Genomic DNA, 16507 nt, shown 5'->3' with positions numbered 1-16507 from the left:
CGAAACCCGCGCCTCTTACCAATCCATCACCACCTTGCCGGAGCTTCCGCTCCGCATCGCATCGAAGCCCAGCTGGAAATCGTCGATGCCGATGCGGTGGGTGATCAGGCCAGATACGTCGAGCGGGCCCTGCACGAGCGCGATCATCTTGTACCAGGTCTCGAACATCTCGCGACCGTAAATGCCCTTGAGATGCAGCATCTTGAAGATGACCTTGTTCCAGTCGATCTCGAAGCCGGTCGGGGCGATACCGAGGATAGCTATCTTGCCGCCATTGTTCATGGTGTCGATCATGTCGCGGAAGGCGACCGCCGAGCCCGACATTTCGAGGCCTACGTCAAAACCTTCGGTCATGCCCTCCTCGCGCATGACGTCGCGCAGCGTTTCCTTGGAGGCATCGACCACATGATGCACGCCAAGCTTCCGCGCCAGATCCAGACGCGCCGGGTTGATGTCGGTGATGACGACTTTTCGCGCACCCACGCACTGCGCCACCAGCGCGCCCATGATGCCGATGGGGCCTGCGCCGGTGACCAGCACATCCTCGCCCACCAGATCGAAGGAGAGCGCGGTGTGCACGGCATTGCCGAGCGGGTCGAAGATCGCCGCGATCTCGTCGGGAACGTCGTCGGGGATCGGCACCACATTTTGCTGCGGCAGCACGACATATTCGGCAAACGAGCCCGGCCGGTTCACGCCGACCCCCAGCGTGTTGCGGCACAGGTGCCCGCGCCCCGCGCGGCAGTTGCGGCAATGGCCGCAGACGATGTGGCCTTCGCCGGACACGCGCTGGCCGACCTTGTAGTCGTTAACGCCGGGGCCGAAATCGGCCACCGTACCGACGAATTCGTGACCGGTGACCATCGGCACCGGCACGGTCTTCTGTGCCCACTGGTCCCAGTTGTAGATGTGCACGTCGGTGCCGCAGATAGCGGATTTGCGCACCTTTATCAGCACGTCGTTGGGGCCGACCTCGGGCACCGGCACCTCTTCCATCCAGATGCCCGGTTCGGCCTTGGCCTTCACCAGCGCGCGCATCATGTTCGACATGATCTTGTTCCTCGAAACCGTTGATCCGGAATCCTTCTTCCGGAAAACGTCAATGTAATGTCAGACCGCAGGTCAGGAAATGACGCCGAGTTGGCGCCCAACCACGCCGAATGCCGCAACGGCCCGATCGATGTCCTCGGCCGAATGCGCCGCCGACATCTGCGTGCGGATGCGCGCCTGCCCCTTCGGCACCACGGGGAACGAAAAGCCGATCACGTAGATGCCGTGGTCGAGAAGCCTTTGCGCCATCTCCTGCGCAAGCGCGGCGTCGCCCAGCATGACCGGGATGATCGGATGATTGGCGCCGGCAAGCGTGAAGCCGAGCTTGGACATGCCCGTGCGGAACCGGGCCGCATTGGCGTAGAGCCTTTCGCGCAACGCCTCGCCGCCGGCGATCAGCTCCAGCACCTTCAGCGACGCGCCTGCGATCATCGGCGCCAGCGTATTGGAGAACAGATAGGGCCTCGAGCGCTGACGAAGCCAGTCCACCACCTGCCGCCGACCTGAGGTGTAGCCACCGGAGGCGCCGCCCAGGGCCTTGCCGAGCGTGCCGGTGAGAATGTCCACCCTGTCCTCGACGCCGCAATATTCGGGCGTTCCGCGCCCATGCTTGCCGACGAAGCCCACGGCGTGGCTGTCATCCACCATCACCATCGCGTCGTATTTCTCGGCGAGGTCGCAGATGCCCGGCAGGTTGGCGATGATGCCGTCCATCGAAAAGACGCCGTCAGTAGCGATCAGCCGGAAGCGGCAGTCCTGCGCCTCCTTCAGCCGCTCCTCGAGGTCGGCCATGTCGTTGTTAGCGTAGCGCAGGCGCCTGGCCTTCGACAGACGCACGCCATCGATGATGGAGGCGTGGTTGAGTGCATCCGAGATGACGGCGTCCTCGTCGGACAGCAGCGTTTCGAACAGGCCGGCATTGGCGTCGAAGCAGGAGGAGTAGAGGATCGTGTCCTCCATGCCGAGGAACGAGGAAAGCTGCGCTTCCAGTTCCTTGTGCTCTTCCTGCGTACCGCAGATGAAGCGCACCGAGGCCATGCCGTAGCCATAGCGGTCGAGAGAGGCCTTGGCGGCATCGCGCAGCGCAGTGCTGTCTGCCAGGCCGAGATAATTGTTGGCGCAGAAATTGAGCAGCGTCCGGTCGCCGACCTCGATCTCGGCCGACTGGGGCGAGCTGATTATCCGCTCGGATTTGTAGAGCCCCGCGGATCTGAGCCCGGAAATCTCTGCCTCGAGATGGGAAAGGAATGTTTCACTCATCGCCGTCTCGCCTTGTTGGAGATCGCTCGACTGTGGCGGCAAGCGCGACGAAAAGCTACCCGAAATACGACCCGGCACGGTGGATCATTCAACGGATTCCGCAGGAGGCAGCTGGATTGCACGCCGCCCGATGACTAGGATCGCCGCGACTTTAATGCAGTGGAGTTTGCAATGGCCGTCGGGCAGTTTCCGGTATTCGACCTCGGGCAATTCGAGCAGGCTGATCCAGCCGAACGGCAAAGGCTGGGCGCCGAGGTCGACGCCATCTGCCGCTCCACCGGCTTCCTGGCGATCGCCAATCACGGCGTACCGCAGGCGGTGATCGACGCGGTGTGGAGCAAGGCGCACGACTTCTTCGACCTGCCGCCGGAGGAAAAGCAGAAGTCGAAAGCCCCCTACAAGGGCTATCCTTACGGTTATCTCGGGCCGGAACTCGAAGCGCTGGCCAGGTCGCGCGACGTCGATAGCCCGCCGGACCTCAAGGAGAGCTTCAACGGCGGCCCGCAGCGCACGCCCGAAGGCATGACCGACAAGGACGCGCTGGCCTTCTGCTATGCGCCGACGATCTGGCCGCAGGCGCCGGAAGGTTTTGTCGACGCCTGGAAGGCCTACTACACCGCGCTCGAAGACCTGGCGGCACGCATCATGCGGCTGTTCGCCGTCGCCCTAAAGCTGCCGGAGGACTATTTCGACCGCTTCATCGACGCGCCGATCAGCGCCCTGCGCGCGCTCAACTATCCTGAGCAGACCGTGCCGCCCAAGCCCGGCCAGCTGCGCGCCGGCGCCCACACCGACTATGGCAGCCTGACCATCCTGCTGCCGCAGGAAGGCTCGAAGGGGTTGGAGCTCATCACGCCCGATGGCAACTGGACCCCGGTGCCGCCGGTGCCCGGCGCCTTCGTCATCAACATCGGCGACCTGATGGCGCTGTGGACGAACGACCGCTGGGTCTCCACCATGCACCGCGTGGTGAACCCCTCGCCGGAAGACGGCGGCATGGACCGGCGCCAGTCGCTGGCCTTCTTCCATCAGCCCAACTGGGATGCCGAGATCGTCTGCCTCGAGCAATGCCTCGCACCCGGCGAGGAGCCGAAGTACCAGCCTGTGCTCTCGGGCCCCTATCTGATGAGCAAGTTCCAGTCGACGACGAAATAGTCCCGGCTGCCACTTCGGCCACTACGAGGCCGGCACCGTGGGCCGCTGCTTGGAAGCGGCCCACTCAGGGCATCAGTTCAGCGGGGCGCCGACGATGTCGATGCCATTCCTGGCGCAGGCTTCTGTCAGCGCTGCAATGACTTCCGGGGTCGGGGCTGCCCGCGGCGGCATTTCGGCTGCCGGCGCAGCCCTGCTCACTTCACGCACCATCTTCTCGAAATCGCCGCGGGTCGTGACCGTCAGGCAACGTGCTCCGGCTGCAGAGTCGACTCTGTAGGTGTGCGCAATGCCCTTCGGCGCCAGCACGGTCTGGCCGGCCTGGGCGACGAGTTGCTTGCCGGCAACGTTGAAACGCATGGTGCCCTCCAGGATATGGAACACCTCGTCCTCGTTGCGGTGAATGTGCAGCGGCGGCGACGAGCCGTAGGGCATGCGATGCTCAATGACGCTGATTCCGTCGGCACCCGCCCCGGCGGGCAGGCGGATGGTGACAAGCGTGTCGGTGAACCACAGAAGTTCGCCTGCTTTTCCCATGATCGTATGTTTCATTCCCGTTTTTCCTTCATGATCCGCTGACAGCCCCGGCATCAGCAGACAGCAGTCTGCTGTGCCCGTCCGCGCTGACGGGCTTCGAAGCTGTATCTGCTGTTGAAACAATCCGGCTTTTGCCGATCGCTCTCGACGCCGCGCGTCGAATGCGCGAACCTCTAGCGGCGCTCGGGCGCTACATGAAATCGAATGATCGTATTGGGCCTATAAGCTGCATGAATTTGAATGCGCTGGACCTCAATCTCATCCGTGTACTCGATGCGCTCCTCAGGGAAAGGAGCGTTACCCGAGCCGGCGAACGCATAGGGCTGAGCCAGCCCGCCGTCAGCGCCGCGCTCAACCGACTGCGCCATGCCTTGAACGACCAGCTTTTCGTTCGTCAGGGCAACGACATGCTCCCGACACCGCGCGCGGAAAGCCTGGCGGAACCAGTCCGCACCGCCCTTGCCGAGATCGCACGGATGTTCGAGGCCGACCGCCATTTCGAACCGGCAAGGCTGGAGCGGGTGTTTACCCTGCTCGGCGCCGATTTCTTTTCGATGTTCCTGATGCCGGAACTGGCTTCGCGGATCGCCGAAGCTGCGCCGCACGTTGCGTTCCGCTTTCTCGACAGTGCACGCGGCGACATTTCCAGGCTATTGCTGGACGATGCCATCGACATGGCGTTGGAGCGGCCGCTCGACGTGCCGGAATGGGTTGAAAGCACCCTCCTCTTCCGGTCGCCCTTCGTGGTGATTGCCGCGCGCGGCCATGCCCATCTGGAGTCCGCCGCCGTACCGCCGGGAGGTGCGATCCCGCTCGACCTGTTCTGCGCGCTTCCACACGCGATCCGCTCGGCGGATGGCGGTATGACCGGCTTCACCGATCGCGCCCTTGCAGCCATCGGGCGAAAGCGCTTCATTCAGCTTGCCCTGCCCCATTTTCAGGCGGTGGCGCTGGCCGTGGCGCATGGCAGGCTGATCGCGACGGTGCCCACCCAGTTTGCCGACGCTGTGGCGGAAGACATGCGGCTTGCGGTCTACCAGCCGCCGATCGATATCGAGGTGCCCGAGATCAAGATGTACTGGCACGCACGCCACAACGATGAGAAGCCTCACCGTTGGTTGCGGGGGCAAATCCTCTCCCTGGTGGAGGAACTCGGCTTCAGCGCCGAAAGGCCGGAGCTATCATAAAAGCGAAACGCCCGGCTGCCGCTTCCGTTGACGTGGCCGATTGCAAGGCAGGTTACCGCGACCGCTCAACAGCGGTCCGACCCTTGCGGAATCCGCCCCAAAGAAAAGGCCGCCGGTGCACTACTGCAACGGCGGCCCACTAAGAAGCTGAAGACGCTCAGAAGAACGCCTGGATGCCGGTCTGGGCGCGGCCCAGGATCAGCGCGTGCACGTCGTGCGTGCCCTCATAGGTATTGACCGTCTCCAGGTTCTGCGCGTGGCGCATGACGTGGTAGCCGATCTGGATGCCGTTGCCGCCGTGCATGTCGCGGGCCTGACGAGCGATGTCGAGCGCCTTACCGCAATTGTTGCGCTTCACGAGGCTGATCATCTCCGGCGCGAACTTGTGCTCGTCCATCAGGCGGCCGACGCGCAGCGAGCCTTGCAGGCCGAGCGCGATTTCCGTCTGCATGTCGGCGAGCTTCTTCTGGAACAGCTGGGTGGCCGCCAGCGGCTTGCCGAACTGCTTGCGGTCCAGGCCGTACTGGCGGGCGCGGTGCCAGCAGTCTTCGGCAGCGCCCATGACGCCCCAGGAAATGCCGTAGCGCGCGCGGTTGAGGCAGCCGAACGGACCCTTCAGGCCGGAAACGTTGGGCAGCAGCGCATCCTCGCCCACTTCCACGCCGTCCATGACGATCTCGCCGGTGATCGAGGCGCGCAGGCTGAGCTTGCCGCCGATCTTCGGCGCGGAAAGGCCCTTCATGCCCTTTTCCAGCACGAAGCCGCGGATGACGTCCTTGCCGTCCTCACCCTTCACCTTGGCCCAGACCACGAACACGTCGGCGATCGGCGCGTTGGAGATCCACATCTTGGAGCCGGAAATCTTGTAGCCGTTGGCCGTCTTCTCGGCGCGCGTCTTCATGCCGCCCGGGTCGGAACCGGCATCCGGCTCGGTCAAGCCGAAGCAACCGATCCACTCGCCCGAGGCCAGCTTGGGCAGGTACTTTTTCCGCTGCTCTTCCGAGCCGTAAGCGTAGATCGGGTACATGACCAGCGACGACTGCACGCTCATCATCGAGCGGTAGCCCGAATCGACGCGCTCGACCTCGCGCGCGATGAGGCCGTAGGTGACATAGTTGGCGCCGAGGCCGCCATATTCCTCCGGAACGGTGACGCCGAGCAGGCCCGCCTCGCCCATTTCACGGAAAATCGCCGGATCGGTCTTTTCGTCCAGATAGGCTTCCTCGATCCGCGGCGCGAGCTTGTCGGCGGCGAAGGCGGCAGCCGCGTCGCGGATCATGCGCTCTTCCTCGGTCAGCTGGCCTTCGAGCAGGAAGGGATCATCCCAGACGAAGCTGGCGACGGCGCTCGCCTTGTTTTCGATGTTCATGACGTTTTCCAGATTTGTTTGAAGCTTGAAATATCACTCTAGCGCGGATCGTGCGTGAGGGCAAAAGGCTTTTAACGGCCAAATGTCGCGAAAGGAAAGAATACTCTGCGCTGACCTAACGGGGCAGTAACCTTTTTCGCAATTCCCGACCGGGCGCGGCTCCTCGCCACACGACACATTTTACAAGCGTTAACCCCTAAGCCGTCACGATATCTTCCTGAAAAGACATCGTGGATCGAGGGAGCATCCGGGACATGTCGCGACAGGTCGATTCCGGTTCGGAAAGGCTCATGCTGCTGATCAAAAGCGCGTACTGGGGCGCGCTCCTGATCGTCGTGGCCATGGCCATGACCTCGTTTTCCCTGCTGCAGCAGATGATAGCGGCGCAGCAGCGCGACCAGGCCCTGCTTGAGATGATAAGCACCCAGAAGGCGCTTTCGCAGCGGGTGGTCTTCCTCACCAACGCGGCAAATTCCGTGCCGCGCGAGGAACAGCCCCCCATTCTTATGGCCCTTCGCGCCGCCAACACCGAGTTCGAGCAATCCTACGACCGCATGCTGAAGCGGCTGGAGGCAAGCCCGGACTCCTCGGAGACCCTGGACCCGACGACGCTGGAAAGCGTGCTTTTCGCCAAGCCCTACCACCTGGACTATTTCTCGACGCAGCTTGCGGCCAATGGCTGGCGCTTCCTCTCTGCCTTCGAGTCGCAGCTGGGCACCGGCACCTCGTCGTCGGGCTACAAGGCCGGCCTGGAGCGCGTGCGCCTCGACAACTCCATCGCCAGCGCGGCTCTCGCCGGCTACTCGGCCCTTGGCGACCGCATCGAAGCGCAAGCCAACCAACGTGTCACGGCCATGCTCGACCGGCACAGGACACTGTTCTACGCCATCCTAGGCGCGATCGTCCTGATCGCGGTTTTCATCTTCCGACCGATGTCGAAGATGATCCTCCGCAAGACCCGCGAACTGGTCGAGGCGCGCAACTCGATGGCCTTCATCGCCGTGCATGACGGGCTGACCGGCCTGCACAACCGGGCCTTCCTGACCGACCACTTCGGGACGCTGATCGATAATGCGAAGCGACGGGGCGAGCGGCTGGCCGTGGTTCAGTTCGATCTCGAGCGCTTCAAGCAGATCAACGATTCGCTCGGCCACGCCGCCGGCGACCGGGTCCTGGTGGCAGCGGCCCAGCGCATCCGGGCCTCCTGCCGCGCGTCGGACCTTTGCGTGCGCCTTGGTGGCGACGAATTCGTGGTCGTGCTTTCCGGCGCCGGCACCACGGAAGACATCAATGCGGTCGTCCAGCGCATCCTGGGGCGGCTCAGTCAGCCGGTCATTCACCAGGGCACCACCATCCATCCCGCCGCCAGCGCCGGCGTCGCCGTCTACCCGGTCGACGCTGACAACGCCGATGACCTGCTCTTGCATTCGGACCAGGCGCTCTACTCCGCCAAGAAGAGCGGCGGCGGCCTCGTGTTGTTCTCCGAAGAGCTGCGCCTTGAACTGGAGAACCTCAAGCGGCTGGAGAACGACATCAAGCGCGCTATCGCAACGGAATCCTTCCGCGTCTACTTCCAACCGCAGGTCTCGCTGACCACGGACGCCATCACCGGCATCGAAGCGCTGGTGCGCTGGCAGCATCCGGAGCGCGGCATCGTCTCGCCGGGCGAGTTCATCCCGGTCGCCGAAAAATGCGGCCTCATGGCAGCGATCGGACGCATCGTCATCGCCAAGGCGATCCGCAAGGCCGCCGCCTGGCATCGTGAAGGCATCGAATTCGGCCGTCTCGCGGTCAACGTATCGGGCACCGAATTGCGCGAGGCGGATTTCGATCGCTTCCTTTTCGAGACCCTGGAGAAGGAAGGGCTGCCGGTCGAGAAGATGTCGCTGGAGATCGTCGAATCGGTCATCCTCGATGACGAGAAAAGCGGCATCGCCGCCAAGCTGCGGCGTATTCGTGCCGCTGGCGTCCATCTCGAGCTCGACGATTTCGGTACTGGCTATGCCTCGCTCAGCCATGTCAGCCCGAGCGAGATCGACCGGCTGAAGATCGACCGCCGCTTCGTGCAGAACATCGACGCCAACGGCGACAACACCAAGATCGTGCGCGCCATCACCGAGCTGGCGCGCGGTCTCGGCATCGCCATCATCGCGGAAGGCGCCGAGACGGAGAAGGAACTGGATTTTCTGATGTCGATCGGCTGCGACCAGGTCCAGGGCTATTCCATCGCCTTCCCGATGCCGCACGACGAAGCCCGTGCCTGGCTTTTGGCGCGCGCGGCAAAGATGCCCGCCCTGAAGGTCGTGAGCCGCGCCTGCGCCTAGCCGCCTCTGGTTAAGTGGCGAAGCGCCGGGCCCCGGCCACGCACAGGACCACCCCTGCGGTGACCGCCACCATCGGCCAGCCGACCGCTTCGTGCAGAAGGGTGGCCGCCAGCAGCAGGCCGAAGAAGGGCTGCAGCAATTGCAACTGCCCGACCGCGGCAATGCCACCCTGCGCCAGGCCGCGATACCAGAAGATGAAGCCGATCAGCATGCTGAACAGCGAGACATAGCCAAGGCCGATCCAGGCCTGGCTGCCGATGCCCGCTCAGGACGCGGGCATCGTGTAGAGCATCAGCGCTCCCATCACCGGCAGCGATATCACCAGTGCCCAGGAGATGACCTGCCAGCCGCCGAGCTTGCGCGATAGCCTCCCCCCTTCCGCATAGCCGAGGCCGCAGACGACGATCGCTGCCAGCATCAGCAAGTCCCCCTTTGGCGATGCCGAAAAGCCCTGGGTCAGCGCAAAGCCAGCCACCAGCGCGCTGCCGAAGCACGAAAACAGCCAGAAGGCCGCTCGCGGCCGCTCGCCGCCGCGCAGCACGCCGAAGACAGCCGTGGCCAGCGGCAGAAGCCCGATGAAGACGATGGAATGGGCCGAGGTGACGAATTGCAACGCCAGCGCCGTCAGCAGCGGGAAGCCGACCACCACGCCGAACGCCACCACGACGAGCGAGATGAGATCGCTGCGCGCCGGCCGCTTTTCGCGAAAGATCACCAGCAGCACCAGGGCCAGGACGGCGGCAATGGTGGCGCGGGCTACGGTGAGGAATACCGGATCGAAATCCGCCACCGCCACGCGTGTGGCAGGCAATGACCCGCTGAAGATCAGCACGCCCAGAAACCCGTTCATCCAACCGCTTGCAGACTTGTCCATGCCACGCTCCTATTTGAGCGCGGTATCGATCTCCGTGGCTGGCGCAGCCAGAGACAGTACGGTACAGTTTTGCCAAACTGTATTACCTACAGGAACAGCACAGATGACCTTGCAGCAACGCCTGGAAGAAGAGCCCGGCACGCTGGTGGAGCGGGTGATGCAGGCGATCCGCAAACGCATCGCCGCGCGCGCCCTGGTTCCGGGCGCGAAGCTGCCCTCCATTCGCAGCTTCGCCGAGGCCATGCATGTCTCCAAGTCGACCGTGGTGGAGGCCTATGACCGCCTCGCCGCCGAGGGCGTTATCCGCTCGCGACGTGGCGCCGGCTTCTATGTCGCAGGCCATCTGCCGCCGCTTTCGCTGGCCGAGATCGGGCCACGCCTCGACCGCGAAGTCGATCCGCTCTGGGTGTCGCGGCAATCGCTCGAAGCGGGCGAGACCATGCTCAAGCCCGGCTGCGGCTGGCTGCCCAAGGAATGGATGCCTGAGGAAGCGATACGACGTGCGCTGCGAATGCTGGCCCGCGCCGAACAGACCAATCTTGCCGACTACGGACCGCCTTTGGGGTTGGCGCCGCTGCGCCAGCTTCTGTCGCGCCGCATGACCGAGCACGGCATCGAGGCCGGGCCCCGCCAGATCATGCTGACGGAATCCGGCACGCAGGCGATCGACCTGCTTTGCCGCTTCCTGCTGGAACCTGGCGACACGGTGCTGGTCGACGACCCTTGCTATTTCAACTTCCACGCCATGCTGCGGGCGCACCGCGCCAGGGTCATCGGCGTGCCCTACACGCTGGCCGGACCAGATATCGAAGCCTTCGCGCAGGCGCTCGCCGAGCACCGGCCGCGCCTCTACATCACCAACTCCGGCCTGCAAAACCCGACTGGCGCGACGCTGTCGCCGGTCACCGCGCACCGCCTGCTGAAGCTTGCCGAGCAGCACAACCTCACCATCATCGAGGACGACATCTTCGCCGATTTCGAGCCGGAGGCGGCACCGCGACTTGCGGCCTTCGACGGGCTCGAGCGAGTCATCCACATCGGCAGCTTTTCCAAGACGCTGTCGGCGGCGGTGCGCTGCGGCTTCATCGCCGCGCGCCCGGACTGGATCGAGGGGCTGATCGACCTGAAGCTCGCGACCTCGTTCGGCGGCGGCCCCTTTTCGGCGGAACTGGTGCATGCCCTGCTGAAGGACGGCAGCTATCGCAAGCACGTCGAGGGCTTGCGCGAGCGACTGGCCCGCGCCATGGGCGAAACCGGGCCACGCCTGAAAAAGCTCGGCCTGAAACCATGGATCGAGCCGCGCGCCGGCATGTTCCTGTGGTGCAGCCTGCCGGAAGGGCTGGACGCGGCGCAGATCGCGCGCCGCGCATTGGCCGAGAACGTCGTGCTGGCACCCGGCAACGCCTTCAGCCTGTCGCAATCGGCCAGGGGCTTCCTGCGCTTCAACGTGGCGCAGTCGCTCGACCCACACATCTTTGCGGTGCTGGAACGGGCGATGGGCGAATAACGGAATTCCGACGTCTGATCGTATCCAGTGATGATACGGGCCATTTGACACCGCGCACCACTTGTATCATGATATGATACATCAGGCGGGCGGAGCCGATGATCACTTCGTTCTACGACAAGATGACCGAAGGGATCGCCACCGGCAGCAAGCCGTCAAAGGGCTTCCCAGCCGATTTGATTCGACCCGCGCAGCGAAAGCTCGCCATGCTTGATGCCGCCCACGAACTCAGCGACTTGCGTTCGCCGCCCGGTAACCGGCTTGAGGCTCTGAAGAACGACCGCGCCGGACAGCACTCGATCCGCATCAACGATCAGTGGCGGATATGCTTCATATGGACCGACGCGGGGCCGGAACGGGTGGAGATCACCGATTATCATTGAAACGAGGCTTGGCACGAAGTCGCGAAACCTCACAGGTAAGGAGCCGTTCAAATGGCAACGGAACTACAGCCGGTACATCCCGGTGAAATCCTAAGGGAAGAATACCTGCACGAACTTCACATGAGCGCGGGTGCACTCGCCAAAAAGCTCGGCGTCCCGCGCACGCGCATAGAAAGGCTGATCAAGGAAACGACGCCCGTTACGGTCGACACGGCCTTGCGGCTCGCGAAATTCTTCCACACCACGCCGCAGTTCTGGATCAATCTCCAGACCTCTTACGACATCAAGACCGAAGCCAGATCGTTGGCAAAGGAACTGGAGAAGATCGAACCGCTCGCCGATTTCGAACACGCCGCCTGACCTCGCCTCTGCCAGAGGCGACCGTGCCGTGCAATCGGAGCGGCTGGATTGGCACCAGCCGAATAGCTTTTCCGTTGTTGTCGAATCCGAGTATGATGCGCGCCATGCCGATCCGACATCTACCTGAAACGATGATCAACCAGATCGCGGCCGGCGAGGTCATCGAGCGCCCGGCAAGCGTGGTCAAGGAACTGCTCGAGAATGCGCTCGACGCAGGCGCGACGCGCGTCGAGGTGGCGACGGCCGGCGGCGGGCTCAACCTGATCCGCGTCGGCGACGACGGCTCCGGCATCCCGCCGGACGAGCTGGAGCTTGCCGTCTCGCGTCACTGCACCTCCAAGCTGTCGAATGACATCCACGACATCCGCTCGCTGGGCTTCCGCGGCGAGGCGCTGCCGTCGATCGGCTCGGTCTCGCGGCTCACCATCCGCTCGCGCACTGAAAAGGCCGACGCGGCCGTCGAGATCTCCATCGAGGGCGGCAACGTTTCGGCGGTGCGGCCGGCGGCGGCCAATCGCGGCACCTCGGTGGAAGTGCGCGACCTGTTCTTCGCGACGCCCGCGCGCCTGAAATTCATGAAGGGCGAGCGCGCCGAGGCGACCGCAATCAGCGACGTCGTCAAGCGCATCGCCATCGCCTTCCCGGCCGTTCGCTTCACGCTGTCGGGCCCCGACCGCAGCACGCTCGAACTGCCGGCGAGCGACGACACGCCGGATGGTCGCCTTGCCCGCATCGCGCAGGTGATGGGCAAGGAGTTTCCGCAGAACTCCATCGCCATCGACGCCGTACGCGAGGGCGTAGAGCTCACCGGCCACGTCTCGATCCCGTCCTATTCGCGGGCGAACGCGCTGCAGCAATATGCCTATGTGAACGGCCGGCCGGTGCGCGACAAGCTGATCGCCTCGGCCATTCGCGGCGCCTATGCCGACGTGCTGCCGCGCGACCGCCACGCCGTGACCGTGCTGTTCCTGACGCTGGATCCGGCCACCGTCGACGTGAACGTGCATCCGGCCAAGGCGGACGTGCGCTTCCGCGACCCCGGGCTGGTGCGCGGCCTGATCGTCGGTGCCATCCGCGAGGCACTCGCTAAGGCTGGCCTGCGCTCGGCGACCTCCGGCGCATCGGCGATGATGAGCGCCTTCCGCCCCGGCGCGACGACCTACGGCCACCCCGGCCCGGCCAATGGCCACCGCAGCTTCAACCCCGGCTTCCGGGCCTCCGCGACGGCTGGCTTCGACGCCGCGCGCTCGCCGCATCGTCCGCTGGAGACCGGCGGTTTCGCCGAGACCGCGCAGGCGAGCTTCGACACCGGACCGTCGGCGACCAGCGTCGATACTCGTGCAGGCCTGGTCGAGATTTCCCAGACGTTGCTACAAAGGCAACTCGGTGCGGCCCGCGCTCAGGTGCACGAAAACTACATCGTCGCGCAGACGGAGGATTCGCTCATCATCGTCGACCAGCACGCCGCGCACGAACGGCTGGTCTACGAGGCGCTGAAGGACGCGATCCATTCACGCCCGTTGCCGTCGCAGATGCTGCTGCTGCCCGAGATCGTCGACCTGCCGGAAGACGACGCGACGCGGCTTGCCGCGCACTCCGAGACGCTGCGCCAGTTCGGTCTCGGCATCGAGCGCTTCGGCCCGGGCGCCATCGCCGTGCGCGAGACGCCGGCCATGCTCGGCGAGACCGACGTGGCACAGCTGGTGCGCGACCTTGCCGACGAGATCGCCGACAATGACACCACCGAGACGCTGAAGGCACGGCTCGATGCCATCGCCGCCACCATGGCCTGCCATGGCTCAGTGCGCTCGGGTCGGCGACTTTTGCCGGAAGAAATGAACGCGCTGTTGCGCCAGATGGAGGCCACGCCCGGCTCCGGCACCTGCAACCACGGCCGCCCGACCTATATCGAGCTGAAGCTCGCCGACATCGAGAGACTGTTCGGGCGGCGCTGACGCACCAAACGAGATGCAGATCCGCACGAGCGCGCGGCCGTCACGTGGCTGTCATCGGAACGTGATGAAAGCCGCTTCATGCACAGCGGCACGGTCGATGAATTGGCCAATCTTTCCGAAAATCGTTCGCCGGCTTCCGGGCCACGGCGCATCCTGATCGTCACCGATGCCTGGCATCCGCAGATCAACGGCGTGGTGCGCACGCTGGAACGGCTCTGCGAGGAACTGGAGGCGAAGGGCTGCGTCGTCGAATGGCTGACGCCGCAGGGTTTTCTCAACCTTCCCCTGCCCTCCTACGCCGATATCCGGCTGGCACTGGCGACCCCGGCACGCGTCGCGGAGCGCATCCGGCAGGCGCGCGCCGACTGCATCCACATCGCCACCGAAGGTCCGCTCGGCATGCTGGCGCGCCGCTTCTGCCTGCGGCACGGCCTTGCCTTCACCACCAGCTACCACACGCGTTTCCCGGAATATCTCAGAGCCAGGGCACCTATTCCCGAGAGCTGGTCCTATGCCTGGCTAAGCCGCTTCCACAATGCCGGCCAAGGCACGCTGGTAGCCACGCCCTCGCTCGCCGCCGAGCTTACCGCGCGCGGGTTCAAGCACGTCAAGCCGTGGACGCGGGGCGTCGACAGCAAGCTATACCGCCCCGACCGTGCGCGGGTGCTGGATCTGCCGCGCCCGATATTCCTCTCGGTCGGCCGCGTCGCCGTGGAGAAGAACCTGCCCGCCTTTCTCGACCTCGACCTGCCCGGCAGTAAGGTCGTCGTCGGCGACGGTCCCGAATTGAAACGGCTACGCGCGGCCTATCCCGACGCGATCTTTCTCGGCGCCAAGACCGGCGAAGAGCTGGCCGACATCTATGCCAGCGCCGATGTCTTCGTCTTCCCAAGCCGCACCGATACGTTCGGCATCGTGCTTCTGGAAGCGCTGGCGAGCGGACTGCCGGTTGCTGCCTATCCTGTGACGGGTCCGATCGACGTTCTGGGCGACGGTATGGGCGGCGTGTTGTCGCAAGACCTGCGGCAGGCGGCACTGGCGGCCCTCGACATTTCCCGCGACGCCGCCCGCGCCAAGGCGCTTACCTACAGCTGGGCGGCCTGTGCCGAGCTTTTCCTGGAACATACTGGCGCCGCGCACATTGACGCCCTTGATACGACCCGGAAGCCTTCCGCTTGACCTCGCCTGCGATTTGTGGCGGAACATTCCGGAAGAACAGGCAGAGCACCACCATGATGAACCGTTTCGAGGGCCCCGGCGCCCGGGAAGCCCGTATCCGCTATCTGGACGGCGATTTCCAGGTCACCAGCCCGGGCTCCTTCGTGCGCTGCGTGGTGACCGGCGAATCGATTCCCCTCGACGAGCTCAAATATTGGAGCGTGGAGCGCCAGGAGCCCTATCTCAACGCCAGCGTCTCGCTGCAGCGCGAACTCGAGGCCCATCCGGAACTGCGTGTGCGTCGCGGCTGACGCGCGCCGGACAGAGCCAGAACTGCGGCGATAGCGAAAGCGTTGCCAGCCGGACCTAAGTTTTGGGCTGCCTTCTGCGCCACGCGTCCACAGTGTCGCCAATAATGCGCGCGGGAGCATGCTTCAGATCGAACGCGGCATCGATCTCCAGCACCCGGAGCCGATCGAGAAAGCCTTGCGGCGCATCGTGGCGCAAGCGTGCGGCATCCTTGGCGGTGGTCACCAGTTCCAGGCCCTCGGCCTTCGCCATCGCGACGAGATCGTCGAGTTCGTCCTTTTCATAGACGTGGTGATCGCCGAAGGAGCGCTTCCGCACGACCGTTCCGCCCGCGCGGGCGACGGTATCGAAGAACTTTTCCGGGTGGCCGATGCCGGCGAAGGCAAGGAAACGCCCTCCGGCAAAAGCTTCCGCGTCGCGCGGGCGCGCCACCGCCTCGAAAACCGCCTTGCCGGCCCGCGACGCCTTGCGCACGATGCCGTCGGCGGCCGTCCCCTCACCCATCTTCAGCACCGCGTCCGCAAAGCGCATCTGCTGCACCAGCGGCGCGCGCAGCGGCCCTCCTGGAATGACATGGCCGTTACCGATGCCGTAACGGGCGTCGACCACCAGCAGCGCATAGTCGAAATGGATGTGCGCGCTCTGGAAGCCGTCGTCCATGATCAGGAAATCGCAGCCCTGCTCGAGGAGCAGCTTGGCGCCGGCCGCGCGGCTTGGCGTCACCGCCACGGGCGCATGCTCGGCCAGAAGCAGCGGCTCGTCGCCGACATGCTTGGCGCTGTCATGATGGGCGTCGACGATGTGCGGCTGCCCGAAATTGCCGCCATGGCCGCGCGACAGGAAGCCGGGCCTGAGGCCCATGCGCCGCGCCTCCCTGGCCAGGGCGATCGCCACCGGCGTCTTGCCCGAGCCGCCGACGGTGAAGTTGCCGACACACAGCACCGGCAGGTCGAAGCGTTCCCGCCTCGCCGACAGCATGAGCCGGCTTGCCACGAGGCCGTACAGCGCCGAAAACGGCCAGAGCGCGTAGGCGCGCCAGTCGGGCCGCTCCCACCAAAAGGGAGGCGCCTCGCTCGCCACGT

At 64.8% G+C, this 16507-nt stretch carries 14 protein-coding genes and 1 pseudogene; 9 read left to right on the top strand and 6 right to left on the bottom strand.

Annotation, left to right across the window (positions count from 1 at the left end; translation table 11 throughout):
- Positions 1-15 precede the first annotated feature (15 nt).
- On the bottom strand, positions 16-1050 hold the full coding sequence (gene tdh, locus ABLE85_RS03860; protein WP_348791347.1) for an L-threonine 3-dehydrogenase: 1035 nt from the start codon (positions 1048-1050) through the stop codon (positions 16-18).
- Positions 1051-1122: 72 nt separating this feature from the next.
- Positions 1123-2310, bottom strand: a complete 1188-nt coding sequence (locus tag ABLE85_RS03855) for a glycine C-acetyltransferase (RefSeq protein WP_348791346.1) — start codon at positions 2308-2310, stop codon at positions 1123-1125.
- A gap of 171 nt (positions 2311-2481) precedes the next feature.
- Between ABLE85_RS03855 and ABLE85_RS03850 the strand changes: the two genes are divergently transcribed.
- Entirely contained in the window at positions 2482-3465 is a 984-nt protein-coding gene (locus ABLE85_RS03850) for a 2-oxoglutarate and iron-dependent oxygenase domain-containing protein (protein ID WP_348791345.1), read from the top strand.
- A gap of 72 nt (positions 3466-3537) precedes the next feature.
- Here ABLE85_RS03850 and ABLE85_RS03845 read toward each other — a convergent pair whose 3' ends face one another.
- Positions 3538-4014, bottom strand: coding sequence for a cupin domain-containing protein (locus ABLE85_RS03845; protein WP_348791344.1), 477 nt, complete (start codon positions 4012-4014; stop codon positions 3538-3540).
- 116 nt (positions 4015-4130) lie between these two features.
- Here ABLE85_RS03845 and ABLE85_RS03840 point away from each other — a divergent pair, with 116 nt between their 5' ends.
- A complete protein-coding gene (locus ABLE85_RS03840; protein WP_348791343.1) occupies positions 4131-5186 on the top strand; it encodes a LysR family transcriptional regulator in 1056 nt (351 codons plus the stop codon).
- 157 nt (positions 5187-5343) lie between these two features.
- On the opposite strand, the gene ABLE85_RS03835 is transcribed toward ABLE85_RS03840, so the two are convergent.
- Entirely contained in the window at positions 5344-6555 is a 1212-nt protein-coding gene (locus ABLE85_RS03835; protein ID WP_348791342.1) for an acyl-CoA dehydrogenase, read from the bottom strand.
- 290 nt (positions 6556-6845) lie between these two features.
- Here ABLE85_RS03835 and ABLE85_RS03830 point away from each other — a divergent pair, with 290 nt between their 5' ends.
- Positions 6846-8879: an EAL domain-containing protein gene (locus ABLE85_RS03830; RefSeq protein ID WP_348791341.1), complete on the top strand. Its 2034-nt coding sequence runs from the start codon at positions 6846-6848 to the stop codon at positions 8877-8879.
- Between the two features lie 10 nt (positions 8880-8889).
- On the opposite strand, the pseudogene ABLE85_RS03825 reads toward ABLE85_RS03830, so the two are convergent.
- Positions 8890-9753, bottom strand: a pseudogene (locus ABLE85_RS03825) (DMT family transporter).
- A 103-nt stretch (positions 9754-9856) separates the two neighbouring features.
- Between ABLE85_RS03825 and ABLE85_RS03820 the strand changes: the two are divergent.
- From ABLE85_RS03820 to ABLE85_RS03795, 6 genes are all read left to right on the top strand, one after another.
- Positions 9857-11260, top strand: coding sequence for a PLP-dependent aminotransferase family protein (locus ABLE85_RS03820; protein ID WP_348791340.1), 1404 nt, complete (start codon positions 9857-9859; stop codon positions 11258-11260).
- Positions 11261-11358: 98 nt separating this feature from the next.
- The gene (locus ABLE85_RS03815; protein ID WP_348791339.1) at positions 11359-11643 is read left to right on the top strand and encodes a type II toxin-antitoxin system RelE/ParE family toxin; all 285 of its coding nucleotides are present in this window, start codon (positions 11359-11361) and stop codon (positions 11641-11643) included.
- 51 nt (positions 11644-11694) lie between these two features.
- Positions 11695-12003 carry a HigA family addiction module antitoxin gene (locus ABLE85_RS03810; RefSeq protein WP_348791338.1) on the top strand — a complete coding sequence of 103 codons (309 nt, stop codon included), beginning with the start codon at positions 11695-11697 and terminating at the stop codon, positions 12001-12003.
- Between the two features lie 104 nt (positions 12004-12107).
- Positions 12108-13958: a DNA mismatch repair endonuclease MutL gene (gene mutL, locus ABLE85_RS03805; protein ID WP_348791337.1), complete on the top strand. Its 1851-nt coding sequence runs from the start codon at positions 12108-12110 to the stop codon at positions 13956-13958.
- A 78-nt stretch (positions 13959-14036) separates the two neighbouring features.
- A complete protein-coding gene (locus ABLE85_RS03800; protein WP_348791336.1) occupies positions 14037-15137 on the top strand; it encodes a glycosyltransferase family 1 protein in 1101 nt (366 codons plus the stop codon).
- 53 nt (positions 15138-15190) lie between these two features.
- Positions 15191-15427, top strand: coding sequence for a DUF2093 domain-containing protein (locus ABLE85_RS03795; protein WP_348791335.1), 237 nt, complete (start codon positions 15191-15193; stop codon positions 15425-15427).
- Between the two features lie 55 nt (positions 15428-15482).
- On the opposite strand, the gene lpxK is transcribed toward ABLE85_RS03795, so the two are convergent.
- On the bottom strand, positions 15483-16505 hold the full coding sequence (lpxK, locus tag ABLE85_RS03790; RefSeq protein WP_348791334.1) for a tetraacyldisaccharide 4'-kinase: 1023 nt from the start codon (positions 16503-16505) through the stop codon (positions 15483-15485).
- Positions 16506-16507: the final 2 nt, after the last annotated feature.

Source organism: Mesorhizobium sp. KR1-2, from assembly GCF_040045035.1.
Taxonomy (GTDB): domain Bacteria; phylum Pseudomonadota; class Alphaproteobacteria; order Rhizobiales; family Rhizobiaceae; genus Pseudaminobacter.
Note: the sequence above shows the minus strand (reverse complement) of the source record. Positions and strands in the feature narration are given on the sequence as shown.

Coding starts and splice junctions, on each gene's coding strand:
- tdh (WP_348791347.1), bottom strand. CDS start 1,050: ATGTCGAACATGATGCGCGCGCTGGTGAAGGCCAAGGCCGAACCGGGC.
- ABLE85_RS03855 (WP_348791346.1), bottom strand. CDS start 2,310: ATGAGTGAAACATTCCTTTCCCATCTCGAGGCAGAGATTTCCGGGCTC.
- ABLE85_RS03850 (WP_348791345.1), top strand. CDS start 2,482: ATGGCCGTCGGGCAGTTTCCGGTATTCGACCTCGGGCAATTCGAGCAG.
- ABLE85_RS03845 (WP_348791344.1), bottom strand. CDS start 4,014: ATGAAACATACGATCATGGGAAAAGCAGGCGAACTTCTGTGGTTCACC.
- ABLE85_RS03835 (WP_348791342.1), bottom strand. CDS start 6,555: ATGAACATCGAAAACAAGGCGAGCGCCGTCGCCAGCTTCGTCTGGGAT.
- ABLE85_RS03830 (WP_348791341.1), top strand. CDS start 6,846: ATGCTGCTGATCAAAAGCGCGTACTGGGGCGCGCTCCTGATCGTCGTG.
- ABLE85_RS03820 (WP_348791340.1), top strand. CDS start 9,857: ATGACCTTGCAGCAACGCCTGGAAGAAGAGCCCGGCACGCTGGTGGAG.
- ABLE85_RS03815 (WP_348791339.1), top strand. CDS start 11,359: ATGATCACTTCGTTCTACGACAAGATGACCGAAGGGATCGCCACCGGC.
- ABLE85_RS03810 (WP_348791338.1), top strand. CDS start 11,695: ATGGCAACGGAACTACAGCCGGTACATCCCGGTGAAATCCTAAGGGAA.
- mutL (WP_348791337.1), top strand. CDS start 12,108: ATGCCGATCCGACATCTACCTGAAACGATGATCAACCAGATCGCGGCC.
- ABLE85_RS03800 (WP_348791336.1), top strand. CDS start 14,037: ATGCACAGCGGCACGGTCGATGAATTGGCCAATCTTTCCGAAAATCGT.
- ABLE85_RS03795 (WP_348791335.1), top strand. CDS start 15,191: ATGATGAACCGTTTCGAGGGCCCCGGCGCCCGGGAAGCCCGTATCCGC.